The organism is Streptomyces sp. NPDC059142 (assembly GCF_042755665.1).
Lineage (GTDB): Bacteria > Actinomycetota > Actinomycetes > Streptomycetales > Streptomycetaceae > Streptomyces.
On record NZ_JBHZDA010000002.1, the window covers coordinates 120900 to 144206 of the forward strand.

At 72.7% G+C, this 23307-nt stretch carries 18 protein-coding genes and 1 pseudogene; 8 read left to right on the forward strand and 11 right to left on the reverse strand.

Annotation, left to right across the window (positions count from 1 at the left end):
• Positions 1–88: 88 nt before the first annotated feature.
• Together ACFXPK_RS01755 and ACFXPK_RS01760 are read right to left on the reverse strand one after the other, a co-directional pair.
• Positions 89–877: pseudogene (locus ACFXPK_RS01755) on the reverse strand (LamB/YcsF family protein); the annotation flags it as partial.
• 54 nt (positions 878–931) lie between these two features.
• Positions 932–2308 (reverse strand): MFS transporter, encoded by a 1377-nt coding sequence (locus ACFXPK_RS01760; RefSeq protein WP_385001198.1) that lies wholly within the window; start codon positions 2306–2308, stop codon positions 932–934.
• A 639-nt stretch (positions 2309–2947) separates the two neighbouring features.
• On the opposite strand from ACFXPK_RS01760, the gene ACFXPK_RS01765 reads away from it, so the two are divergent.
• The 4 genes from ACFXPK_RS01765 to ACFXPK_RS01780 all read left to right on the forward strand — a co-directional run bounded on the left by ACFXPK_RS01765 (position 2948) and on the right by ACFXPK_RS01780 (position 6576).
• Positions 2948–3583 (forward strand): RraA family protein, encoded by a 636-nt coding sequence (locus ACFXPK_RS01765; protein WP_385070468.1) that lies wholly within the window; start codon positions 2948–2950, stop codon positions 3581–3583.
• Positions 3580–4650, forward strand: a complete 1071-nt coding sequence (locus tag ACFXPK_RS01770; protein WP_385070471.1) for a D-2-hydroxyacid dehydrogenase — start codon at positions 3580–3582, stop codon at positions 4648–4650. Before ACFXPK_RS01765 ends, ACFXPK_RS01770 begins: the two co-directional genes overlap by 4 nt.
• 58 nt (positions 4651–4708) lie before the next feature.
• A complete protein-coding gene (locus ACFXPK_RS01775) occupies positions 4709–5479 on the forward strand; it encodes an SDR family oxidoreductase (protein WP_385070474.1) in 771 nt (256 codons plus the stop codon).
• A 62-nt stretch (positions 5480–5541) separates the two neighbouring features.
• Positions 5542–6576, forward strand: coding sequence for a zinc-binding dehydrogenase (locus ACFXPK_RS01780; protein ID WP_385000938.1), 1035 nt, complete (start codon positions 5542–5544; stop codon positions 6574–6576).
• Positions 6577–6602: 26 nt separating this feature from the next.
• Here ACFXPK_RS01780 and ACFXPK_RS01785 read toward each other — a convergent pair whose 3' ends face one another.
• From ACFXPK_RS01785 to ACFXPK_RS01795, 3 genes are all read right to left on the reverse strand, one after another.
• The gene (locus ACFXPK_RS01785; RefSeq protein ID WP_385000935.1) at positions 6603–7256 is read right to left on the reverse strand and encodes a response regulator; all 654 of its coding nucleotides are present in this window, start codon (positions 7254–7256) and stop codon (positions 6603–6605) included.
• 4 nt (positions 7257–7260) lie between these two features.
• Entirely contained in the window at positions 7261–8766 is a 1506-nt protein-coding gene (locus ACFXPK_RS01790; protein ID WP_385070479.1) for a sensor histidine kinase, read from the reverse strand.
• An 80-nt stretch (positions 8767–8846) separates the two neighbouring features.
• Positions 8847–10109 (reverse strand): Clp protease N-terminal domain-containing protein, encoded by a 1263-nt coding sequence (locus tag ACFXPK_RS01795; RefSeq protein WP_385070482.1) that lies wholly within the window; start codon positions 10107–10109, stop codon positions 8847–8849.
• 342 nt (positions 10110–10451) lie between these two features.
• Between ACFXPK_RS01795 and ACFXPK_RS01800 the strand changes: the two genes are divergently transcribed.
• Positions 10452–11876, forward strand: a complete 1425-nt coding sequence (locus ACFXPK_RS01800; RefSeq protein WP_385000950.1) for a cation:dicarboxylate symporter family transporter — start codon at positions 10452–10454, stop codon at positions 11874–11876.
• A gap of 24 nt (positions 11877–11900) precedes the next feature.
• Here the strand turns inward: ACFXPK_RS01800 and ACFXPK_RS01805 are convergent, their stop codons facing one another.
• The 5 genes from ACFXPK_RS01805 to ACFXPK_RS01825 all read right to left on the reverse strand — a co-directional run bounded on the left by ACFXPK_RS01805 (position 11901) and on the right by ACFXPK_RS01825 (position 19748).
• On the reverse strand, positions 11901–13073 hold the full coding sequence (locus ACFXPK_RS01805; RefSeq protein WP_385000926.1) for an ROK family protein: 1173 nt from the start codon (positions 13071–13073) through the stop codon (positions 11901–11903).
• A 120-nt stretch (positions 13074–13193) separates the two neighbouring features.
• The gene (locus tag ACFXPK_RS01810; RefSeq protein ID WP_385070485.1) at positions 13194–16493 is read right to left on the reverse strand and encodes a PQQ-dependent sugar dehydrogenase; all 3300 of its coding nucleotides are present in this window, start codon (positions 16491–16493) and stop codon (positions 13194–13196) included.
• Between the two features lie 37 nt (positions 16494–16530).
• The gene (locus ACFXPK_RS01815) at positions 16531–17517 is read right to left on the reverse strand and encodes a sugar phosphate isomerase/epimerase family protein (RefSeq protein WP_385000921.1); all 987 of its coding nucleotides are present in this window, start codon (positions 17515–17517) and stop codon (positions 16531–16533) included.
• 243 nt (positions 17518–17760) lie between these two features.
• Positions 17761–18714 (reverse strand): hypothetical protein, encoded by a 954-nt coding sequence (locus ACFXPK_RS01820; RefSeq protein ID WP_385000918.1) that lies wholly within the window; start codon positions 18712–18714, stop codon positions 17761–17763.
• Between the two features lie 503 nt (positions 18715–19217).
• Entirely contained in the window at positions 19218–19748 is a 531-nt protein-coding gene (locus ACFXPK_RS01825; RefSeq protein WP_385070489.1) for a DinB family protein, read from the reverse strand.
• A 123-nt stretch (positions 19749–19871) separates the two neighbouring features.
• Here ACFXPK_RS01825 and ACFXPK_RS01830 point away from each other — a divergent pair, with 123 nt between their 5' ends.
• The 3 genes from ACFXPK_RS01830 (at position 19872) to ACFXPK_RS01840 (ending at position 22527) form a co-directional block, all read left to right on the forward strand.
• A complete protein-coding gene (locus ACFXPK_RS01830) occupies positions 19872–20741 on the forward strand; it encodes an ABC transporter substrate-binding protein (RefSeq protein WP_385070492.1) in 870 nt (289 codons plus the stop codon).
• The gene (locus tag ACFXPK_RS01835; RefSeq protein ID WP_385070495.1) at positions 20738–21712 is read left to right on the forward strand and encodes an amino acid ABC transporter permease; all 975 of its coding nucleotides are present in this window, start codon (positions 20738–20740) and stop codon (positions 21710–21712) included. Before ACFXPK_RS01830 ends, ACFXPK_RS01835 begins: the two co-directional genes overlap by 4 nt.
• An 83-nt stretch (positions 21713–21795) precedes the next feature.
• Complete coding sequence (locus ACFXPK_RS01840; RefSeq protein WP_385000947.1) at positions 21796–22527, forward strand: amino acid ABC transporter ATP-binding protein; 732 nt, start codon at positions 21796–21798, stop codon at positions 22525–22527.
• Between the two features lie 44 nt (positions 22528–22571).
• Here the strand turns inward: ACFXPK_RS01840 and ACFXPK_RS01845 are convergent, their stop codons facing one another.
• Positions 22572–23219, reverse strand: a complete 648-nt coding sequence (locus ACFXPK_RS01845; RefSeq protein WP_385006517.1) for a TetR/AcrR family transcriptional regulator — start codon at positions 23217–23219, stop codon at positions 22572–22574.
• Between the last annotated feature and the right edge of the window lie 88 nt (positions 23220–23307).

Genomic DNA, 23307 nt, shown 5'->3' on the forward strand with positions numbered 1-23307 from the left:
GTCGCGCTCGCCGGTCCAGCCGGCGGGGGCCCACGGGGGGTGGCGGGGGGGGGCGCGCCCCCCCCCCCCGCGCGCCCCCCCCCCCCGCCTCCGCCTTCTCGGCCAGGACGTCCCGGAGCCCCGTGACACGGACGCCCGCCGCGTCGAGTGCGGCGCGCAGCGCGGTGCCGTTCTCCAGCACCGTGGGGTGGTCCCCGTGCAGCAGCAGCACATCGGCGTCGTGGCCGAGCGGTACGACGTTGCCGTTCACCGAGCGTACGGTGGAGTCCCGGACGACCTGGACGGCCCGTTCGCCGATGAGTCCGGGGTCGTGGACCAGGCCCTGTGCGTGCGAGCGGGGGACGGGCATGCCGTCGTCGCCGTAGCCGCGGTCCGCGAGGAAGACGTAACCGACGTTCAGGCCCCGCTTGCGCGACTCCTCGGCGAGCAGACCGCGCTGACAGATGACGAGGTAGTCGGAGTCGTACGCGGCGATCGCGTCGGTGATGGCGCGGGCGTGCTTGGCGTCGGTCTGCGCGATCGAGCCCATCCGGCCGTGCGGGGCGACATGGCTGATCGTGCCGCCGTGGACGCGCGCGAAGGCGTCGAACGCCCCGAGCTGGTAGAGCACGTCCGTACGGATCTCCTCCTCGGACGCCTCGATGAGCCGGCGGCCGAAGCCGACGAGGTCGGGGTAGCCGGGGTGGGCGCCGAGTTCGATGCCGCGGGCGACGCACTCGGCGACGGTGCGGTCGATGACGCGCGGGTCGCCGGCGTGGAAGCCGCAGGCGATGTTCGACGAGGTGACGAGGCCGTACAGGGCGTCGTCGTCGCCGATCGTGTAGTTGCCGAAGCTCTCGCCGAGGTCGGCGACGACGGCTACCGAGTTGATTCCCATGGTGTCTCCCGGGAGTGGTGGCGGTTCGGTGGGGCGCGGGCCGGTGGGACGCCGTCAGTGCGAGGCGAGCGGACGGCCCTTGGTCTCGCGCAGGAACGCGAGGGTGACGAGGGTGATCAGGGCGGTGACGACGGCGGCGAACGCCGGGATCAGATTGGATCCGGTCGACTCGATCAGCGTGGTCATCAGGAGCGGGGCGCTGCCGCCGAAGATGATCGTCGAGATGCTGAACCCGATGCTGTACGCGGAGTAGCGCACGGTGGTCGGGAAGAGTTCGGCGAGCACGGTGTGCACCACCGCCGCGTGGCCGGAGAACGCGATCGCGAGCACGGTGGTGCCGATGCACGCGAGGCCGAACTCGCCGGTGGTGATGAGCAGGAACATCGGGTACGAGAGTACGGCCGTGGCGACCGCCGAGAAGGTGAGCACGGGCTTGCGGCCGACACGGTCGGAGAGCCGGGCCATGAGCGGGATACAGATGACGATGGCGATCAGGCTGACCGCGGTGACCATGAGCGCCCGCAGCATCGGGAAGTTGTGCTCGCCGAGCGAGGTCTTCAGGTAGGTCGGCATGTACACGAACAGCAGGTAGTAGCCGGGGCCGTTGAGCGCGGGGAGGAAGATCGTGAGCGCGATCGCCTTCAGGTGGCGCGGGGAGGTCAGCGCGGCCTTGAGCGGGTTGCGTACGACGGTGTTCCGCGCGCGCAACGCCGTGAAGTGCGGGGTCTCCTCCAACTGGCGGCGGATGTAGAAGCCGACGTAGCCGAGCGGGACGGCGAGGAGGAAGGGGACCCGCCAGGCCCACGAGGCCATCGCGTCGTCGCCGAGGGTGGTGATGAGCACGGCGGAGAAGGCGCTGCCGAACATGAGGGCGACGAAGGAGCCGACGGCGATGAAGCTCATCATGTAATTGCGGCGCGCGTCCGGGGCGTACTCGCCGACGAAGGACATCGCGCCGGCCACCTCGCCGCCCGCCGAGAAGCCCTGGAGCACCCGGAGCAGGACGAGGAGGACGGGGGCGAGGACGCCGATGGCGGCGGACGAGGGGATGAGACCGATGCCCGCGGTCGCGGCGGAGATGAGCACCAGCAGGGTGGCCAGGAGGGATTTGCGCCCGATCCGGTCCCCGAGGTAGCCGCAGATGACACTGCCGAAGGGGCGGGCGATGAAGCTGACCAGGAAGCCGACGTTGGTGAGGAAGAGACCTCCGGCCTCGGCCTCGCCCATGATGTTGATCGCGAGATAGGTGACGAGCAGGCCGTAGATGCCGTAGTCGTACCACTCCACGAAGGAGCCGACGGCGCCGGCGACGGTGGCTTTGCGGACGACCTTGCCGTTCGCGGTGACGACGTCGGCCTCGCTCGCGGCGGGCTGATCCGACGTGGTCCCGGGCCGGGCTGACGTCGTGTCGAGCCGATCTGACGTTGTCATACGTTCACCTTCGGTGTCGCGGACTCCTGGAGCGGTGTCCTGAGAAGCGTGCGCTGAACGTGGTCGCTGTCGGCGGTCGTGGGTCCGCGTGGGTCCGCACGGGAGCGGTGACGACGGCGGGGTCCCGGCGGAGTGGTGCGGCTTCGGTCCCGTTCGGGGACCGTTCACCGGCTCGGGCGCGTTCCGGGCGCGGCCGGTGGGGAGCGCCGGAGCCAAGTTGCGACGTGAATCGCGAATGAGAATAGATTCGCATTCCGGGAGCGGTCAAGGACTTGTGTTGCCCCCTCGTCAACCTTGCGCTTCCATCCGATTTCCACCCCGGCCACCAGGGGATCTCCCGGCGACGCCGCGGGAATTCCACCGGACCGCCGACCGTGTCACCTCAACCAAGCACCACTGCGGCCAGGGGCACACCTCCCTTCGACCCTTGCCTCGCGACAGGGATGGAGGCAGACTGTCCCCGACGAAACGCGAAAGCTTTCGCATTTTTTGCCCGGTGTCGTGACCGCGGACCCCGTGGACCGCCAACCCCGCGGACCCCGTGGACCGCGGACCCGCCGCCCGGGGGCGCGGGAGACCGCACCGGCCATGGCGGCCACGTATCCGCGCCACCTCCCCCACCATCCGAAGGAGCCAGTGATGTCCCAGGACAACGTTCGCGTGCACACCGCGTGGGACCGCGTCGACCCGGACGTGCTCGACCGGTTCCGCGCGCACTCCGTGGCCAACCTGGGTGACGCCCTCGACCGGCTGAACATCGTCGACGGGGGCATCGCGCCGGTCTGGACCGGCGCCAGGGCCGTGGGCACCGCGCTCCCGGTGCTCACCGTCGCGGGCGACAACAAGGCCGTGATCGCCGCGCTCGACCACATCCGCCCCGGTGACATCCTCGTCATCAACGCCTTCGGCTACGACGGGCGCGCCGTCGTCGGCGACAACCTCGCCCAGCGGTTCGCCCTGTTCGGCGCCGTCGGGGCGGTCGTCGACGGCTATGTGCGCGACGGCGCGATCATCGAGAAGCTGGGCGTGCCCGTCTTCGCGCGCGGGCTCACGCCCGCCGGCCCGTTCAAGAACGGACCGGGCACGATCGGCGAGGCGGTCGCGATCGGCGGTGTCGTGGTGCACCCCGGTGACCTCGTCGCCGCCGACGAGGACGGTGTCATCGTCATCCCGCCGCACCGCGCCGCCGAGGCGCTCACGGCGGTCGAGGCGATCGTCGCCCGTGAGGCCGAGCTGGACGCCGAGGTCGCGGCGGAGAGGAGCAGGCTCGCGTGAGCACGGACGCCGACCGGCCGGAGGGCCGGCTCAGGGTGGCGGTCGCCGCGCCGCTGTCCGAGGAGAACCGCGCCCGCGTCCGGGAGCTGGAACCACGCGTCGACCTCGTCGTCGACCCCGCGCTCCTGCCTCCGATGCGCTGGCCCGCCGACTTCGCCGGCGATCCGTCCTGGCGGCGCACCCCCGCGCGGCAGCGTTCCTTCGAGGCGGCCGTCGACACGGCGGACGCCCTGTACGGCATCCCCGATCTGTCCCCGTCCGCCCTCGCGCGTACGGTACGGGCCAACCCGCGCCTGCGCTGGGTGCACACGATGGCCGCGGGCGGCGGGAGCCAGGTGAAGGCCGCCGGGCTCAGCGGCGACGAACTCGACCGGGTCCGGTTCACCACCTCGGCCGGTGTGCACGGCGGGCCGCTCGCCGAGTTCGCCGTCCTCGGGGTGCTCGCGGGCGCCAAGGACCTGCCCCGGCTGCGCCGCCAGCAGCGCGACCACGAGTGGAGCGGGCGCTGGACGATGCGGCAGATGAGCGAGCAGACCGTGCTCGTGCTGGGCCTCGGGGGGATCGGCCGGGTCGTCGCGGCGAAACTGCACGCGCTGGGCGCGACCGTCATCGGCACGAGCCGAACGGACACCGCCGTCCCCGGTGTGAGCGGCGTGGTGCGTCCCGACCGTATCGCCGAGGTGGCGCCGACGGTGGACGCCGTGGTGAACACGCTCCCCGCCACCGCGGCGACCGAGCATCTGCTCGGCGGACGGTTCTTCGCGGCGCTGCGCCCGGGAGCCACCGTCGTCAGCGTCGGCCGGGGAAGCGTCGTGGACGAGGCGGCCCTGCTCGAAGCCCTCGACTCCGGCCGGGTGGGCTTCGCCGCGCTGGACGTCTTCGAGACCGAGCCGCTGCCGGCCGGCAGTCCGCTCTGGGACCACGACCGGGTGCTGGTGAGCCCGCACACCGCGGCGCTCGACCCGGCGGAGGACCGGCGCATCGCGGAACTCTTCGCCGCCAACGCCACCCGGCTCCTGGACGGCCGCGCCCTGCTCAACCGGGTGAACACCGTCGAGTTCTACTGACCAGGCAGCCTCCACCGACCGGGCAGCGCTCCACCGACCAGGAAGACGAGCAACCCCTATGACCTCACCCTTCGATCTGACCGGCCGCGTCGCCCTGGTCACCGGTTCGAGCCGCGGCATCGGACTCGCCCTCGCCGAAGGGCTCGCGGACGCCGGGGCCACGATCGTCCTCAACGGCCTCGATCCGGACCGGCTCGACGCGGCGCGCACGGCGCTCGCCCGGCGGTTCGGCGACGACCGGATCGCGGCCCGGGCCTTCGACATCGTGGACGAGGAGGCGGTGGCCGGGGCCGTCGACTCGATCGAGGCCGAGGTGGGTCCGCTCGCCGTCCTCGTCAACAACGCGGGCGTCCAGCACCGCGAGGCCCTCGTGGACGTGAGCCTCGACGACTGGCGGCGGGTGGTCGACACCGACCTCACCGGGGCCTTCGTGGTGGGCCGTCAGGTCGCCCGGCGGATGCTGCCGCGCCACGCGGGCAAGATCGTCAACATCTGCTCGGTCCAGACCGACCTCGCCCGCCCGACCATCGGCCCCTACACGGCGGCCAAGGGGGCGCTGCGCAACCTGACCCGGTCCATGACCGCCGAGTGGGCCGGCGAGGGGCTCCAGATCAACGGCATCGCCCCCGGGTACATCCACACCGAGATGACACAGAACCTCGTGGACGACGAGGCGTTCAACGCGTGGATCCTCGGCCGCACCCCGGCCCGGCGCTGGGGGACGGTGGCCGATCTGGTCGGCCCCGTCGTGTGGCTCGCGTCGGACGCGTCCGCGTACGTCAACGGCCAGGTCGTCTTCGTCGACGGCGGGATGACCGTCGTCGTCTGAGAAGGGGATCGCCCGAGAGGGAGATCGTCCGAGAAGAGGATCGTCCGAGAAGGGAATCGTTCATGGCACCCCACACCACCACGGCGGTCGTCGCCCACGGGGCGGGCGATCTGCGCGTCGAGCGCGTCGCGGTACCGGACCCCGGGCCGGGCGAGGCCGTCGTCGCCGTCGCCTACGGCGGTATCTGCGGCTCCGATCTGCACTACTGGCGCCACGGCGCGGTCGGGGAGTCCGTGCTGCGGGCCCCGATGATCCTCGGGCACGAGGTGGTCGGAACGGTCGTACGGGCGGCTCCTGACGGGTCGGGACCCGCCGCGGGCACGCCGGTCGCGGTCCACCCGGCGACGCGCGAACACACCGACGTCCGCTTCCCCGCCGACCGGCCCCACCTCTCCCCCGGGGTGCGTTACCTCGGCTCGGCCGCGCGGTTCCCGCACACCGAGGGCGCCTTCGCCGGGGAGGTCGTGCTGCCCGCGGGGATGCTCCGCGCGCTGCCCGCCGGGCTCGACCTGCGTGTCGCGGCCCTGGCCGAACCGGCCGCCGTCGCCTGGCACGCCGTGTCGCAGGCGGGCGATGTCCGCGGCAGACGGGTCCTTGTCGTCGGCAGCGGCCCCATCGGCGCGCTCGCCGTCGCCGTGGCCGCGCGCGGCGGCGCCGCGGAGATCGTGGCGGTCGACCTCCATCCGGGCCCCCGCTCCATCGCGACCGCCGTGGGGGCGACCCGCACGCTCGACGCCGGCGACACCGAGGCCGTCGCCGCGGTGGACGCGGATGTCGTGATCGAGTCCTCCGGCAACCACCGCGGTCTCGCCTCCGCGCTCGCCGGGGCCACCCGGGGCGGCACGGTGGTGATGGTGGGTCTGCTGCCGAGGGGCGACCAGCCGGTGCCGATCGCGCACGCCATCACCCGCGAACTGCGGCTGGTCGGCTCGTTCCGCTTCCACGACGAGATCGACGAGGTGATCGCGGCGCTCGCGGACGGCTCGCTGGCCGTCGGCCCGGTCGTCACCCACACCTTCCCGGTGGACGAGGCGCTGGAGGCGTTCGGGGTCGCCGCCGACGCGTCGCTGTCGGGCAAGGTGCTCCTCGCGTTCTGAACACCCGGCGGGCGCCGGAGGGGGCGTCAGCCCTCGCCGAGGAGGCCCGCGTCATGGGCGAGGACGGCGGCCTGGACGCGGTTGGCACAGCCGGTGCGGGTCAGGATGCGGCTGATGTGCGCCTTGACCGTGCTCGCGCTCAGATGGAGCCGGTCGGCGATCTCGGCGTTCGACAGGCCCGTGCCGAGCAGCCGCAGGACGTCGCGCTCGGCCGCGGTCAGTCCGTCGGTCCTGCGCAGGGCGGCCTCGGTCCCGTGGCCGGAGCGTACGTGCCGTTCCAGGAGCTGCCGGGTGATCCGGGGCGCCAGTACGGGTTCGCCGCTCGCGGCGAGCCGTACCGAACGGATCAGTTCGGTGGGGCCGGTGTCCTTGAGCAGGAAGCCGGTCACGCCGACGCGCAGGGCCCGGGTGACGCTCCGCTCCTCACCGAAGGCGGTCAGCATCACCACCCGGGTCCTGGGCGAGACCATGGCGATCTCCTCGGCGGCGGTGATGCCGTCGGTGCCCGGCATCTGGAGGTCGAGCAGCGCCACGTCGATGTCCTGGCCCCGGCACGCGGTGACCGCGGCGCGGCCGTCGGCGGCCTCGGCGGCCACCTCGATGTCCTGGGCGTTCTCCAGGATCAGCCGGATGCCCGCGCGCATCAGGGTCTCGTCGTCGGCGATGAGGACTCGGATCACCCGCTCATCTTACGATCGCAATCACCAGCAGTATGACGAGGAACGCCACGGTGGGAAGGATGACCAAGGCCGCCGCGCACCCGGCGCCCAGCACCCGCGGCCAGGTCAGCACGGCGGTCGAGAGCGGCGGGTAGGCCCCGGCGGTCTCCCCGGGGCGCTCGGGGTTCGCCACCCGCGCGGACGGCTCCCGGGGCGCGAACGGATCGGGCTGCGCGGACTGTTCGGGGTGCGCGGGCAGCAGCGCCTCGACACGGAACCCGCCGGGTCCGACGGGGCCCGCCCCGAACGAGCCGCCGAGCAGGGCGATCCGCTCGTCCAGACCGACCAGCCCGCTGCGGTTCCCGGGCTGCGGCCGACGGGCCACCCGGGGACGCTCGTTGGTGACGGAGAGGGCGATCCGGCCCTCTTCATGGCGGACCTCCACCCGGGTGGGAGCGCCGGACGCGTGCTTGAGCGCGTTGGTCAGCGACTCGCGCACCACCCGGTGGAGCGCCTGACGGGTCCCCGGGGAGGCGTCGGCGGTGTCGGGTCCCGACCAGTCCAGCGTGACGGGCATGCCCGTCCGCCCCGACTCGGCCACGAGGGCGGTGATGTCCTCGCGGCTGCCCCGGCGGCTCCCGGGGTCCGCGGTGGGGTCCTGGAGCTCCTGCCGGCGCAGCACGCCCAGGATCTCGCGCAGTTCCTCCATCGCCGTACCGGCGGTGGTACGCAGCAGTTCGGCCTGCCCGGCCAGCGGCGGCGCCTGGCGGGCCGCGGCCATCTCCAGCGCGCCCGCGTGCACCGAGATCAGGCTCAGTTTGTGGCCGAGCAGATCGTGCATCTCCCCCGCTATCCGGTTCCGCTCCTCCATCCGCGCCGCCACGGCGGTCAGGGAACGGGCCTGCTCCAGATAGGCGTTGCGTTCCCGCAGCAGGCTGACGAGCGGCCGCCGCTGCCCGAGCAGGGTCCCGGCCAGCGCGGGGAGGGCCATCAGCAGCACCAGGGAGCCGGCCTCGCCCGCCAGCACCTGGAGCCCGGTCAGGGATTCGGCCGCCGGATCGCCGGTCGCCCGGCCGCCGGTCACCAGGACGTCCACCGCCGCCAGGGCGGCGACCAGCGCGCCGGCCGCGCCCACCGCCTGCCAGGCGCGGCGCGTGGTGACCCGGCGGGTGGCGGAGAGCACGATCAGGGGCACCGCCACCAGGATCCACACGCTGGAGCCGACGAGCAGCGGCGCCGTGGCGGCCACGGCGAGCGCGGGGTGCCGGTGGCGTCCGAGCACCAGGACGACCGTCCACAGCCCTTCCAGGGCGGCGAGGACCGGCCGTTGCTGGGACAGCTCCTCCGGCAGGAAGGTGAGCGGGATCAGCGCGAGCGCGGCGACCAGGGCGCAGGCCAGCGCCTCGGTGACGACGGTACGGCGGGGCGCCGCGCGAAGGGCGGCCACGCACTCCACCGCCTCGCGCCGGGCGGCGCTCCGTGCCTTGCGCAGGCCGCCGCGGGCCCGGTCCCGTATCCGTGTCCCCGACACCTTCGCCTCGCTCCTCGTCGTCCCTCTCCCCGGGACCGTAGCGCCCGCGGGACCGGCCGGGGCACGGCGGGTCACCGTCCTCATGCGGCGGGGTCCGGGCTCAGCCGGTCCTTGAGGGCGGCCACGTCGACGCCTTCCGCGCGCAGCAGCAGCGCGGCCTCCCCCTCGTCGTCGGCGAGCAGGGCGGCCAGGACATGCACGGTTCCGACCGTGTCCGAGCCGCGCTCGCCCGCCGTGAGCTGGGCGACGGACCGGACGCGTTCGACGGCGGGCGAGCGCGGCACCTCGGTGGCGGCGGGCAGGGGGCCGGGAAGCGGGTCGGCGACGCACGCCCGAGCCGCCTCGGCCAGGGAAGCGTGCCGGGCACCGTACGTACGGAGCAGCGCGGCGGCCTCGTTGACGGCGGCGGTCGTCTCCGGGAACGAGCGGCCGGTGACGGCGAGCGCCCGGTCCAGCGCCAGGACGGCCAGCAGCAGATCCACCGGCTCGACCACGCCGTGTCCGCGCCGTACGGTCTGGCGCTCGGCCTCCAGGAACACGGAGCTGAGCAGTCCGTCGCCCTCCGGGCCGCTGCGGAACATCCAGGACATGAGGAGGCGGGAGAGCCCGCCGCCCTCGCCCAGCACGCCCGTGCCGCGCATGCCCCGGACGCTCGGGGGCTCCGGGAAGTCGGGATCCGCGGCGGCGCCCGCGTCCAGGGCGTCCAGGGCGACGGAGGCGGCGGTCCTGTCGATGCGTTGCAGCGCCATGGCCTCCAGCGCACGGCTGTCGGGGAGTTGCAGCATCGCGCGGGCCACATGGCGGCACCGGACGCTCGTCGTTCCCTCCAGACGGGCCAGCCGCAGTGCGCGCAGGAGACAGGCGCGCAGCGCCTCGGACGGCTCGGGCGGGAAGGTCCCCTCCTCGGGGGCGCCCCGCCGTGCCTTCTTCCGCGCGGCGCGCCAGACGGCCTCGCGCCAGACGGCGTCGGCCTCCGCCTCGTCGCCGGGGTGGCCCGGGAGGGGATCGGGGCCGGCGGCCGTGTCGCCGTGCACCCAGGGGCGCGAACTGTCGGGGGAGGTGAGGGCCATGACGGTGCCGCCGAGGCCGCCGGCCTGGCGCATACCGGGGGCGATCGCCTCACCCGCCTTCGTCTCGCCCATGACGAGCATGTGCACCAGGTGTTCGGTGCCGGCGCTCCGGCTCTCGCACGCGGTGGCCTCGCGCGCGGTCTCCGTGAGGAGTTCGACGACGTCGTGCTCGAACTCCGTGGTGCGGCCGGTGTCGGCCGGTGTGGCGGGTGTACCGGGTGTACCGGGTGTGGCGGGTGTACCGGGTGTGGCGGGTGTCGACGGCTCGGTCATGGGAGGCCCCCTCGGGTGCGGTGGCCGGTGGCCCGGCCCGTGATCACCGACGCTAGGCCCGGGCCCCGTGTCCGCGCGTCGGCCGACCGGCCATCGCCACGGGCCGACCGGCCATTCCCGTCGGCCCATCGGCCGGCCCGCCCGGCCGACCGGCCATCCCCCTCGGCCGACCGGCCGGCCCCCGACGGCGGGTTCGGCACCTTTTTCCTGGCCGTAACACGGGGCCCTCCGCAGGAAATACGGGCCCGGCCATAGTGAGCAGCGATCGGAAAAGATCTTCCGCATGACAGAACGCGACAGAAGCTCTCCGAGGAGAGCCGAGTGGAGCTGGTGAGAGTGACTGTGCCGCGCACGTCCCCGTCCCTGGTCCGGCGCGCCGCCGGATCCCTGCGCACCTCGCTGTTCACGCAGGTCGCCTGCGCCCTGGTGCTGGGCATCCTGCTCGGACGGCTCTGGCCGGACGCGGCCACGGCGGTCCAGCCGCTCGGCGACGGCTTCATCCGGCTGATCAAGGCCGTCATCGCGCCGCTCGTCTTCTGCGTCGTCGTGGTGGGCATAGCCGGGGCGGGCGATCTCAGGGGGTTCGGGCGGATCGGCGTCAAGGCGCTGATCTGGTTCGAGGTGGCGACCACGGCGGCGCTGCTGATCGGTCTGGCCGCCGCCAACCTCGTCGGGCCCGGCACGGGCATGAACGTCGATCCGGCCTCGCTCGACCCGGCCGCCGTGGACGGGAGGACGGGAGGCGGGGAGCTGCCGTCGACCTCCCAGTTCGTCCTGGAGGCGCTGCCGGACAGCGCGGTCGGCGCGTTCGCGGAGAACTCGCTGCTCCAGGTGCTCGTACTGGCCTGTCTGGTCGGCGCGGCCGTGCTGCACCTGGGGAGGACGAAGGTCCCGGCGATCCTCCCGGCCGTCGAGCAGGCGCAGCAGGTCGTCTTCGCGGTCGTCGGCTTCGTGATGCGGCTGGCCCCGCTGGCCGTCTTCGGCGCGACCGCCCATCTCGTGGGCGAGTACGGGCTCGGCGCGCTGAAGACGTACGGGAAGCTGATCGCGCTCTGCTACGGGGTGGCGCTGCTCTTCCTCGTGCTGCTGGCGGTCGCGCTCAAGCTGGTCACCGGGCTGAGCCTGTGGAAGTTCGTCCGGTACACGCGGGAGGAGCTGCTGCTCGCGCTGGGCACCGCCTCCAGCGAGACCGTCATGCCGCGCATGATGCAGAAGCTGCGGGCCGCCGGGTGCCGGGACGACGCGGTCGGGCTCGTCCTGCCCACCGGGTACTCGTTCAATCTCGACGGCGCCTCGATCTATCTGTCGATCGGCACACTGTTCGTCGCGCAGGCCGTCGGAGTGGATCTGACCCTCGGTCAGCAGGTCACCGTGGTGCTGGTCCTGATGCTGACCAGCAAGGGCATGGCGGGCGTGCCGGGTTCGGCGTTCCTCGCGCTCTCCGCGACGGCCTCGGCGCTGGGGGTGATCCCGGCGGGCGCGGTGGCGCTGCTGCTCGGGGTGGACCGGATCATGGACTCGATGCGTGTCGCCACGAACCTGCTGGGCAACTGTGTCGCGGTCTTCGCGGTCTCGCGGTGGGAGGGTGCGCTGGACACCGGGCGGGCGCTGCGCGTACTCGACGGCGAGGAGCCCGGGGACGCGACCGCGGAGGGCCCGAAGACGGTGGAGGCGGCACCCCCCGGCGGTCCCACGGGGCCCGCCGGACCTGCCGGGCCGGTGGAGCCTCCTGTGTCCACGGAGCCCGGCGTACCCGCCGAGCGCTGAGGGCTCGGGGCTCCGGCGCCGTGCTCAGGCCGCCTCGTCCTCGCCGTACGCGAGTTCGCTCGCCAGGAGCGCCGCGCCGACGACCCCGGCGCGCGGGCCGAGTTCGGACATGACGATCGGCAGGTTGCCGGTGGCGAGCGGCAGTGAGCGCTGGTATACGACGCTGCGGATCTCCGCGAGTAAGAGATAGCCGAGTCCGGAGAGCCCGCCGCCGATCACGATCATCGACGGGTTCATGAAGCTGACCAGGGTGGCGAGGACCTGTCCGACCCGGTGGCCGCCGGCCCTGATGAGGTTGACGCAGGCGCTGTCGCCGCCCACTGCGCACTCGGCGACATCGACGGCGGTCAGCGTCCCCCCGGCCGCGAGCCGTTCGGCCAGCGCCGGGGAGTCGCCGGAGCGGGCGGCCTCGGTGGCGTCCCTGGCGAGGGCGACCCCGCCGAAGTACGCCTCCAGGCAGCCGGTGTTGCCGCAGGTGCAGACGGGGCCGCCCGCCTCGACCTGGATATGGCCGATGTCGCCCGCGCACCCCTCGGCGCCCCGGTAGATCCGTCCGTGGTGCTGCATGCCGGAGCCGATACCGCTGCCGATCTTGACGAAGAGCAGATGCTCGACGGACCGGGCGACCCCGCTGTGCTGCTCCCCGAGGGCCATCACGTTGACGTCGTTGTCGACGACCACGGGGCAGCCGTGTTCACGGGCGAGGGTGTCGCGTACGGGGAAACGGTTCCAGCCCACCATGATCGGCGGGGAGACGGGGACACCCTCCCGGAAGCTGACCGGCCCCGGCAGGCCGATGCCGATGGCGTCGAGCCGGACGCAGTGGCCCTGCGCGGCCATCTTGTGGAGGAGTTCGCTGATCCGGTTCAGTACGGCGACCGGTCCCGAGCGGATGTCGGCAGCCTCGGAGTAGGAGGCCACGGGTTCGAGTTCGCCGTCGGTGATCTCGATGTCGAGCGAGCTGGCGCCCAGGTCCACGGCGGCGAACCGGACTCCGGGGTCGAGCTGGACGAGGGTGGAGCGGCGGCCGCCGCGCGAGGCGGCCGGGCCCGCCTCCAGGACCGTACCGGCGGCGAGCATCCGGTCCAGCTCGGCGAGGAGCCGTGGGCGCGGCACCTCCAGCCGGCCCGCCAACTGGGCGCGGGACAGTGGGCCGTTGTCCCGCAGCAGGGACAGAACGCGGTACCGAATGCTCACAGGCTCACTTCCTCCGACCGTCACTTTTCCACAACGAGGCAGAAGTTGCGTACATCTTGACGAAACCCGCACAGAGCTGCCCCGCCGGGGCGGGGCAGCTCTGCCGTGGTCGTCCGGCCGTCAGCCGGTCAGTCCTCCCTTCACGGCCCGGGCGTCCCGGGCGAGGGCGGCGCCCGCCGCCGCGTCCGGCACCAGCGCGGTGTCGCCCGCGGCGGTGGCGAAGGCGTCCAGCACGGCGCGGGCCTGGCTGAGCCTGCCCGCGTCGGCGTGGGCGCGTGCCTGGTCGAGCCGGACGGTCAGCCGCTGCCGGCCCTGGTCGGTGACGAGCTTGTCGGTGGTCAGGCGCGGGAGCAGCGCGGCGAGGTCGTCGAAGGAGGCGCGGGTGGTGAAGCGCACCGTCTTCGTCGTGGTGTTGCCCGCCCGGTCCACTGCCTTCACCGTCAGCTCATGACCGCCGAGCGGCAGCCGCCACAGGTCGAGCGGCTGCCCCGGGGTGATCGTGGCGCCGTCCAGGGTGGTGGTCGTGGTGGCCACGCCCGAGACGGGGTCGGCGGTGGTGACCACGGGCTTCGGGCGCTGGGAGTCCCCGTACACACCGTCGGCGTCGAGACCGGTGACGGTGACCGCGGGTGCGGTGCGGTCGATCCGTACGGTCAGGCTGCCGGTCTCGGAGACGTTGCCGCCGCTGTCGGTGGCCCGGTAGCGGACGGTGGTGGCGCCCTCCGTGGACAGGGTGACGGCGGCGTTCGCCGACAGCCAGGTCGTACCGCCGTCGACCGAGTACTGGCGGCTGCTCACCGTGCCGTTGTCGGTGGCGGTGACGCTCAGGGACACATTGCTCGTGTACCAGCCGCCCGCGCCGTTCGGCCGCGGCGGGTCGAGGGTGGCGGCGACCTTCGGCGGGGTCCTGTCGGCGACGCCCGCGCCCTGGAAGGTGAGGGAGTCGAGGTCGACACCGCCGGAGGTGGTGACGTAGAGCTGCCCGGTGCCCGAGGGGGCGTCCGGCAGCGCGGTGGTGACCGTCTGCCAGCCCTCGCCCGCCGGTACGGCGACGGTGGCGAACGGCGCGGCGTCGGCCGCGTTCCAGCGCAGCTCCAGCGTCCCGGCGCCGGAGGCGCGCGTCTTCACCCCGGTGATGCCGGCGAAGGAGACCGGGTCGTACGCGATCCAGTCCCCCGCGTCGAAGGAGGTGACCTTGCGCTGTCCGGACGCGGTGGTGTCGTCGGTGACGGTGACGCCCTCGGCCAGGTCGTAGTGCTCGGCCTGCATGAGCGCCGGGTTGAGGATCACCTGGGCGTCCCCGGTGGCCGGCGGGACGCCGTTCGCGCCCTTGTCGGTGTAGGTGATGCCGAGGACGCCGAAGACGTTCTCGGTGTCGCCGTGCCCGGCGTCGGTCGGGGTGACCACGGCGCCCGAGCAGCCGGTGCCGCTGTTGACCGGGTGGCCGTGCTGGTTGTGTCCGAGACCGAAGGTCCAGGCGGCCTTGGCGCAGTCGGGTGTGGCGCCGTCCTCGGGGTCGTCGACGGAGATCGCGTACGGTACGGCGTCGCCCCAGTTGAAGAAGCCGCCGTCCGGCGGTGAGGTGATGTTCACGGTGGGCGCGGTGTTGCCGACGGTGATCTGCCGGCTGGTCAGTCCGGTCTTGCCCTGCGGGTCGGTGACCTTCAGGCGGGCCTGGAACTGTCCGTTGTCCGGGTAGACGCGGCTCGCGGTGGGTCCGGTGGCGTCGAAGGTGCCGTCGCCGTCCAGGTCCCACTGGTAGGTGAGGGCGCCGTTCTCCGGGTCGCTGGAGCCGGTGGCGCTGAAGTTGACCGTGAGGGGCGCCTGTCCCGAGGTGATATCGGCCTTGATCACGGCGGTGGGCGCCTTGTTGCCCTCGGCGTAGTCGATCCGGTAGAGGCCGGCGTCGGGGTTCTGGCGGAAGAAGCCGTCGCCGTAGTCGAGGACGTAGAGCGCGCCGTCGGGGCCGAACTCCAGGTCCATCGGGTTGTCCCAGGGCGGGATGCCGTTGGCGGACCGTTCGCTGTTGGGCAGGACGTTCTCCAGCTTGCTGACGGGTCCGTCGGGGCCTTCGAGGGTGAAGGCGGCGACGTAGTCCTGGGAGAACTCCCCGAAGAACGCCTTGCCGTCCCAGTACGCGGGGAACTTGCCCGGGGCCGGGTTGTCCGCGTCGTAGTGGTAGACCGGTCCCGCCATCGGGGCCTGGCCGCCGGGCCCGCCGGGGCCGCGGAACGCGGTCAGCTCGGGCCAGGGCTGGTCGGTGTCCTTGTCCCCGTACCAGAGGGTGGCGGGGGTGGACGGCGGCAGGACGCTCGCGCCGGTGTTCCAGCGTGAGTCGTTGACGGGGGCGGCGCAGTCGAAGGCCGCTCCCGGGGTGAGGGTGGCGAAGTCGAAGTCCCGGTAGGGGTGGCTGTTGTCACCGGTGCAGTAGGGCCAGCCGCCGTTCATGGGCTTGGTGGTGGTCTGCCACTCGACGTACCCCATGGGGCCGCGGTTCGGGTCGGCGGTGCCCGCGTCGGGGCCGTAGTCGCCCCACATCACGGCGTTGGTCGCCCGGTCCACCGTCATCCGGAAGGGGTTGCGCAGCCCCATCACGAAGATCTCGGGTCGGGTCTTCGGGGTGCCGGGCGCGAAGAGGTTGCCGTCGGGGACGGTGTAACTCCCATCGTCCTGCACGTCGATACGGAGGATCTTGCCGCGCAGGTCGTTGGTGTTGCCCGCGCCGCGGCGCTCGTCGAGGCCGGGGTTGTAGCCGGCGGCGTCGTTGATCGGTGTGTACCCGTTGACGTTGGGTCCGGACGCCGGTGTGTTCCCGCCGGTGGAGAGGTAGAGGTTGCCGTCCGCGTCGAAGTCGACGTCACCGGCGACGTGGCAGCACTGGCCGCGGTTGACGTCGACGCGGATGATCTCCTGGGCGGTGGACAGGTCGAGCTTGTCGCCGGTCCACTTGAACCGGGTGAGGGTGTCGTACCCCTCCCACTGCTTCCAGTACGCGTCGGTCTGCCCGGCGGGGAGCTGGAGCGGCGCGGAGCCCGCCGGGGTGTCGAGCGGCGGGGAGTAGTAGAGGTAGACCCACTGGTTGGTGGCGAAGTCCGGGTCCAGGGTGACGGTCTGGAGCCCCATCTCGGAGTTCTGGTACACGTCGATGTGGTTGACGACCTTGGTCACCCCGCTGCCGGGGTCGGTGAGCCGCAGATCGCCGTTGCGCGCGGTGTGCAGCACCCGGCTGTCGGGCAGGACGGCGAGGTCGATCGGCTCGCCGGTGTCCTTGGTGAGCGTGACCTTCTCGTAGTTGGCCCAGTCCAGGGCGTGTTCATGGTTCTCGTGGGCCTGGGCGGCGGGGGCGAGCCCCACCAGTCCCAGTGCGGGCAGGGCGGTGAGCAGGACCCCTGCCATCAGACGTCTCAGGGAACGGTGCACGGTAGATGCGTCTCCTCGGTCGTCGGCGGGCGGGGTCTCAGCGCAGGAGCTGGTCGATCGCCGCGAAGCTGCGCGCGGCGGCGCCGAGCGAACCCGGCGGGTTGGGCTGGGTGTTGGGCGCCGTGTCCTGCTCCCAGATGCCGATGTGGGCGGCGCGCGGGCCGATGTCGCGGATGAACCGCTCGTACGGCAGGTCCCCGGCGCCGAACTCGACGATGTCGTAGCCGTTGGCGTTGGCGGGGTTGGTGTCGCCGTCCTTCATGTGGAACAGCGGGTAGCGGTAGGGCTGGTTGCGGACGTACGCGGCCGGATCGAACCCCGGGAAGCGGTACTGGCCCACGTACGCCCAGTAGATGTCCAGCTCCAGATAGACATGGCGCGGATCGGTGTTCTTGAGGAAGACGTCGTAGAGCCGTACGGACGGCTGGTCGGTGGCGAAGGCGAACTCGCCCGCGTGGTTGTGCTGGTAGAGCTTGAGGCCGCGGGCGGTGGCCGCCGCGCCCCAGACGTTGAACTCGTCGGCGGCGGCGCGGTACCCCGCGACGGTGTTGAGGTTCGAGGGCGCGTTGGCGGTCCCGACGTGCGGCATGCCGAGGATCTGCGCGGCGTCCAGCTCGGCCTGGAGGTTCGTGCGGAGGTTGCCGATGCCGACATGACTGCCGACGGCGCGCAGCCCGTTGTCGTCGAGCAGCTTCCGGATCTCGGGCACGGTGATCTGCCGGCCCAGGATGGCGGTGTCCTGGGTGTATCCGGCGAACTCGACCTCGCGGTAGCCGATCCGGGACAGCTCCGCGAAGACGACGGCGAAGCCGAGGGAGGCGACCTTGTCGCGGATGCTGAAGAGCTGGATGCCGATGCGGTCCTTGGGGATGGTGAGCCCGCTGGTGGCCGCGGTGGCCGGGGCGGTGGCCGCGGAGGCGGTGGTGGCCCCGGCGACGGAGGCGGCGGCGAGCGCCACGGTGGTACCGGCGGTGGCCCGCAGGAAGTCCCTGCGGTCGAAGGACTTGCGCGAAGAATGGCCCATGGTCACTCCTGAGGGATGGGCGGGGGGTGTCCGTCACGGGGAGGTGGCGGCGGGACGGGGAGGCGGGTGCGGGGGCGTACGGAGCGGGCGGGGAGGCGGGTGCGGGGAGGGTGTGGAGCAGGCGGGGCCGCCGGGGCGGGTACGCACCGGCGGGGTGCGGAGCGGGGAGGGGTGCGGAGCGCGCGACGCGCACCGCGGGGTGCCGGGCGGTGCGCCCGGCGTGGCGTCATGAGCCGCCGGGGCTCACTTCAGCCGCGAGTCGCCCGCCGCGTGGGCGTCGGCCCTGGCCTCGGCCGCGCGCTCCGCCGCCTTCCCGGCGAGTTCGTTCCCGCGGTCCCGCGCGGCCATCTTGGCGGAGCGGGCGGACGAGGTCGCCGGAGCGGTCTCGCCGGTGATTCCACCACGGACCCGGGCCAGGTCCCCGACCTTGAGCACGGGCGTGTTCCCGGTGGCGGTGAGCGCGCCCCGGACGATGGTGTTGTCGAGCACGGCGTTGGCGGTGTTGCCGGTGACGGCGAGGTCGCCGCCGAGGTAGGTGGCGCCCCGGCAGGAGCCGAGCAGCCCCTCGCCGCCGAGCTGGAGGGCGTCCGCGTTGTCCTTGTACACGGTGTTGCCCTGGACCTCACTGGCGCAGAGCACACCGCCGAGGGTGTTCCCGCTGACCGTGAGGGCGCCCTTGACCGTGGAGTCGTACACATCGGTGTACTGGTTCCGGTCCCCCGTCAGGGCCCCGCTGAGGGTGGAGCCCGACACGTACAGCTCGCCGGACTCGGCTCTGACCGTCCCTCCGAGTGCGGAGTCGACGGCGTACACGAAGCCCTCGGTGGCGGTGATGCCGGCCTTGACGGTGCTGTCCTGGAGGTGGGTGCCGAAGGCGGCGCGGGTGGTCAGCGCGCCCTTGACGGTGGTGTCGGTGAGGTCGAGATAGGCGTTCCCGCCCACGTTGACCGCCCCGTTGAAGGTGGCTCCCGCGGCGACGAGGTCGGCCCCGTCCTCGACGGTCACCGTGCCCTTGACCTTCGTCCCGGTCAGTGTGCAGGACTTGCCCGCCGGGACGACCAGGTCGTTGTTGACCGTGACGGCTCCGCCGTCCCCGACACAGGTGGTGTAGAGCGCCGCCTGCGCGGGGCCGGCGATGGCGACGAGCCCTCCGGAGGCCACCAGCGAGGCCGTGGCGATGAACGTGCGTACCTTCATGTCGTTTCCCTTCCGCTGCGGTGACGGACGCGCGGGGCGCGCGGCCGTGACCCCGTACGTCGACGGGGGTGCTGCACAGTGCGTGAGCGTGCGTCCGCCGGGACGGCGGGCGCGCAGCGCCTCGGGACGGGTGCAGACGGAGGCTGACCCGGCCGTGGGGGGAGAGACGTGGAGAGACTCGTGCGGTGAGGGGCGTTCGATCGAACGCCGGGCGGCTGCGGTGTTACCGCGACGAAACACTTGTCCGGTGGGCCGAGACATTAGGACGCCGCGTGGGGACTGTCCAGAGGTTCGGAACGAATCTGTGAAACTTTCTCATGATCCGTCAAAAGATCTGCCGCTCAGAAGAAAAGGCTTTCCGGTGGCGCGGAGGGCGCGCCACCCCGAACCCCCGGGGGCGGGTGGGGATGGCGGGGGTGGGGGGCGGGGGGGGGCGCCCCGCCCCCACCCCCCGGTCGGAGGGTCGGAAGGCGAGTGGAGCGGCAGGTGGGCGGGTAGACAGATCAGTCGGCGCGCACCGCGTGGAGACGCTGGGTCAGGCCGATCTCCGCGACGTTCTTGGCCAGTTCGAAGTTGACCCAGCCCGCCACGTCCACCAGCGGCAGGCTCTCGCCCCACGGCAGCCCCGCGGTCCGCTCCGTGGAGTCGAGCGCGGCATCGGTGAGCGGGAGCAGCTCCGCACGCCACTCGTCCTTCAGCCCGCGCAGCCACTCACCGGCGGCCCCCGCCCCGCCCGGCCAGATGATCTCCTCGCGCGCGGGCGCGCCCGGACCGAAGCAGTGGGCGAGGGTGGTCGTCCACCAGTAGCCGATGTGCCAGGTGAGCCAGCCGATCGAGGTGGCCGGGGCGGGGTCGGGCTCCGTCGTCTCCCAGTCGGCCACCCAGTTCCCCCGGCCGTCCGGGCGTACGGTCCAGCACTCCCGCGCGGGCTCCCAGAGACAGACGGGGTCGTCCAGATCCCGTAGGCAGTGCTCGAACAGGGACCAGGTCAGGTCGAGTTGGCGGGTCAGCAGTTCGACGCGGGCCGCGGTCACCCGAGGAGCCTCGCAGCCGATCCGACCGCCCGGCAAACCCTTTTGCGGCGCCCGGCGCGGAATTCACCCGGCCGCAATGCTGTGATCTCGACAGATACCCCCGCACGGTGGCACTCTCCCGCCATGCGCCTCACCGCCCGCGGTCCTCTCCCCGTCCTCCTCGCCCTCACGGTCGCCGCCACCACGGGGTGCGCCCCGCAGGAGGAGCCGTCCGCCGGCGGTACGCCGGCCGGCGGGTCCGCCTGTGTCGCGGGCGGCCTCGACACCAGAACCGAGGGGAAGCTGACGGTCGGCACGGACAAACCCGCCTACGCGCCCTGGTTCCAGGACGACGACCCGGCGAACGGGAAGGGCTTCGAGTCCGCCGTCGCCTACGCCGTGGCGAAGGCTCTCGGCTACGGGAAGGGCGATGTCGTCTGGCAGACCGTCCCGTTCAACAACTCCGTCGCGCCCGGCGCCAAGAACTTCGACTTCGACCTCAACCAGATCTCCATCAGCGACGAACGCAAACGGGCCGTCGACTTCTCCTCCGGCTACTACGACGTCCGCCAGGCAGTCGTCGCGCTGAAGTCGTCCCCGTACGCGGGGGCGAGGAGCGCCGCGGAGCTGAAGAAGGCCAGGCTGGGCGCCCAGGTCGGCACGACGAGCCTCGACACCGTCGAGGAGATCATCGGGCCGGAGCGCCGGCCCGCCGTCTTCCAGAAGAACGACCTCGCCAAGTCCGCGCTGCGCAACGGTCAGGTCGACGCGATCGTCGTCGATCTGCCGACCGCGTTCTACATCACCTCCGCCGAGATCCCCGAGGCGAAGGTCGTCGGACAGTTCGCCGACTCCTCGGGCGCGACCGAGCAGTTCGGGCTCGCCCTCGACAAGGGCAGCGCGCTGACCCCGTGCGTCACCCGGGCGGTCGACTCGCTCCGCGCGGACGGCACCCTCGCCGCGCTGGAGAAGCGGTGGCTCTCCGACGCCGTCGACGCGCCGGTCCTCACATGACGGGCGGGAGCGTACGCGTCGACGAGGACGGCGGCGAGGACCCGGCGGAGCCGCGGAAGAACGGCGGGCCGGGCGCCGGGAATCCGCCTCCGCCGGAGGCCGGCCCGCACCCGGCGGCGCAGGACGCGTACACGCCGTCGGCGCGGCGGCTCGCCCGCGAGCGGTACAAGCGCGCGCGGGCCCGCCGCGCCACCGCCGTCGCCGCGCTCTCCACCCTGGTCACGGGCGCCGTGCTGTTCGTGGTCATCACCGGGTCGCCGGGCTGGCAGCGCACCCGGGAGACCTTCTTCAGCGCCGAGTACGCCCGGATGGCGCTGCCGCAGGTCCTCGACGGGCTGCTGCTGAATCTGCGGCTGCTCGCGGTGTGCGGCCTCTGTGTCCTCGCCCTCGGACTGCTGCTGGCCGTCGCCCGGACGCTGCGCGGCCCGGTCTTCTTCCCGGTGCGGGCGCTGGCCGCCGCGTACACCGACTTCTTCCGCGGACTGCCCCTGATCATCTGCCTGTTGATGGTCGTCTTCGGGGTGCCGGCGCTGCGGCTCCAGGGCGTCACCACCGATCCGGTGCTCCTCGGCGGCGCCGCGCTCGTACTGACGTACTCCGCCTATGTCGCGGAGGTCTTCCGCGCGGGCATCGAGTCCGTCCACCCCTCGCAGCGGGCGGCGGCCCGTTCGCTGGGGCTCTCCAGCTCCAGGACGCTGCGGTACGTGGTGCTCCCGCAGGCGGTACGGCGGGTGGTGCCGCCGCTCCTCAACGATCTGGTCTCCCTCCAGAAGGACACCGGCCTCGTCTCGATCGCCGGGGCCGTGGACGCCGTGTACGCGGCTCAGATCATCACCGGGAAGTACTTCAACTACACGCCGTACGTGGTCGCGGGGCTCGTCTTCGTCGCGCTGACGATCCCGATGACCCGCTTCACGGACTGGGTGACCGCCCGGATGGACCGCCGCCGCGCGCAAGGAGGCACCGTATGACCGCCGACGCCCAGGACACCACCCCCGCCCGCCCGGCGGCGGACCCGGCGGGAGGCGGGGAGGAGCCCGCCCCCGTGCTGCGCATGGAGTCCGTACGCAAGACCTTCGGCCGGGACCGGGTCGTGCTGCGGGACGTCACCCTGGATGTCGCCCCGCACACCGTGACCGCGCTGATCGGCGCCTCCGGTTCCGGCAAGTCGACCCTGCTGCGCTGCGCGAACCTGCTGGAGGAGATCGACGACGGGGCGATCTTCCTCGACGGGGCGGAGATCACCGACCCGCGCGCCGACGCGGACGCGGTGCGCCGCCGGATCGGCGTCGTGTTCCAGTCGTACAACCTCTTCCCGCACATGACGGTCCTGCGCAACATCACCCTCGCGCCGCGCCGGGTCCTCGGCGTGCCCCGCGAGGAGGCGGAGGCCCGCGCCCGCGAACTGCTGGCCCGGCTCGGCCTCGGGGACAAGGCGCAGGAGTACCCGGACCGGCTCAGCGGCGGCCAGCAGCAGCGCGCCGCGATCGTCCGCGCCCTCGCGGTACGCCCCCGGCTGCTGCTGCTCGACGAGATCACGGCGGCCCTCGACCCGGAGCTGGTGGGCGAGGTCCTGTCGGTGGTACGGGACCTCAAGGGCGAGGGGATGACGATGGTGCTCGCCACCCACGAGATGGGTTTCGCCCGCGAGGTCGCCGACCAGGTGTGTTTCCTGGACGGCGGCGTGGTGCTGGAACGCGGTACCCCCGACGAGGTGTTCGGCGCCCCGCGCCAGGACCGTACGCGGCGCTTCCTGCGCCGCATCGTGGAGGCGGGGCGCCTCTAAGGGCTGTCCCGAAGTAGCGCCCGGCGCGCGACGCCCGGCACGCCTCAGGCGCCGTTCCCCTCGTCGTTCCCCCCGGCGTTCCCGCGCAGATAGCGCGTGATCATGTCGACCAGTTCGTTCTCCAGCGTCTCGACCGGAAGGGTCCGCGGGTCGGCCATCAGCTTGTGCGTGTTCGCCTCCACCGTGAACACGATCAGCTCCGCCGCGGCGCCCAGGTCGCGCACATGGACGTCCGGGTGCCGGGCGAGCAGACCGCGCACCTGCTCGACACGGCTCCTGCCGTGCCGGTCGATCGCGTCGACCAGATCCTGCGAGAACGAGGTCTCCTCGATCATGATCCGGAGCAGTTGGGGATCGTCGCGGTGGTGGTCGATCGCGTCGCGGACCAGCGCCCGTACCAGCGGTTCCAGGCTCCCGGGGGACAGGTCGAGCCGGTCGGCCTCCGTCCAGGTGCCCCGGTCGATGTGGCGCACCATCAACTCGGCGAGGAGCGCGTCCTTGTTCGGGAAGTACTGGTAGAGCGAGCCGATGGAGACGCGGGCGTGTTCGGCGATGCGGTTGGTGGTGCCGGCGGCGTAGCCGTACTCGGCGAAAACGTGAGCAGCGGCGGCGAGGATGCGCTCGCGGGTGAGTTCCGCACGCACTTGACGGGGCTTGCGACGTGGCTGAAGACGACGGTCGGCCGACGGCATCGGCGGGCCTCCTTTCGACGCGAAAAGCGAGTAGCCAGAGAACTGAGCCATTGCTCAGAATAGCCTCATGACCTGCGGAGAAACCTCC

What these genes read in the sequence shown, in the direction of transcription:
- ACFXPK_RS01815 (WP_385000921.1), bottom strand. Translation starts at nt 17,517, where the DNA reads ATGGGCCATTCTTCGCGCAAGTCCTTCGACCGCAGGGACTTCCTGCGG.
- ACFXPK_RS01795 (WP_385070482.1), bottom strand. Translation starts at nt 10,109, where the DNA reads ATGACCGAGCCGTCGACACCCGCCACACCCGGTACACCCGCCACACCC.
- ACFXPK_RS01845 (WP_385006517.1), bottom strand. Translation starts at nt 23,219, where the DNA reads ATGCCGTCGGCCGACCGTCGTCTTCAGCCACGTCGCAAGCCCCGTCAA.
- ACFXPK_RS01780 (WP_385000938.1), top strand. Translation starts at nt 5,542, where the DNA reads ATGGCACCCCACACCACCACGGCGGTCGTCGCCCACGGGGCGGGCGAT.
- ACFXPK_RS01835 (WP_385070495.1), top strand. Translation starts at nt 20,738, where the DNA reads ATGACGGGCGGGAGCGTACGCGTCGACGAGGACGGCGGCGAGGACCCG.
- ACFXPK_RS01760 (WP_385001198.1), bottom strand. Translation starts at nt 2,308, where the DNA reads ATGACAACGTCAGATCGGCTCGACACGACGTCAGCCCGGCCCGGGACC.
- ACFXPK_RS01840 (WP_385000947.1), top strand. Translation starts at nt 21,796, where the DNA reads ATGGAGTCCGTACGCAAGACCTTCGGCCGGGACCGGGTCGTGCTGCGG.
- ACFXPK_RS01775 (WP_385070474.1), top strand. Translation starts at nt 4,709, where the DNA reads ATGACCTCACCCTTCGATCTGACCGGCCGCGTCGCCCTGGTCACCGGT.
- ACFXPK_RS01830 (WP_385070492.1), top strand. Translation starts at nt 19,872, where the DNA reads ATGCGCCTCACCGCCCGCGGTCCTCTCCCCGTCCTCCTCGCCCTCACG.
- ACFXPK_RS01765 (WP_385070468.1), top strand. Translation starts at nt 2,948, where the DNA reads ATGTCCCAGGACAACGTTCGCGTGCACACCGCGTGGGACCGCGTCGAC.
- ACFXPK_RS01820 (WP_385000918.1), bottom strand. Translation starts at nt 18,714, where the DNA reads ATGAAGGTACGCACGTTCATCGCCACGGCCTCGCTGGTGGCCTCCGGA.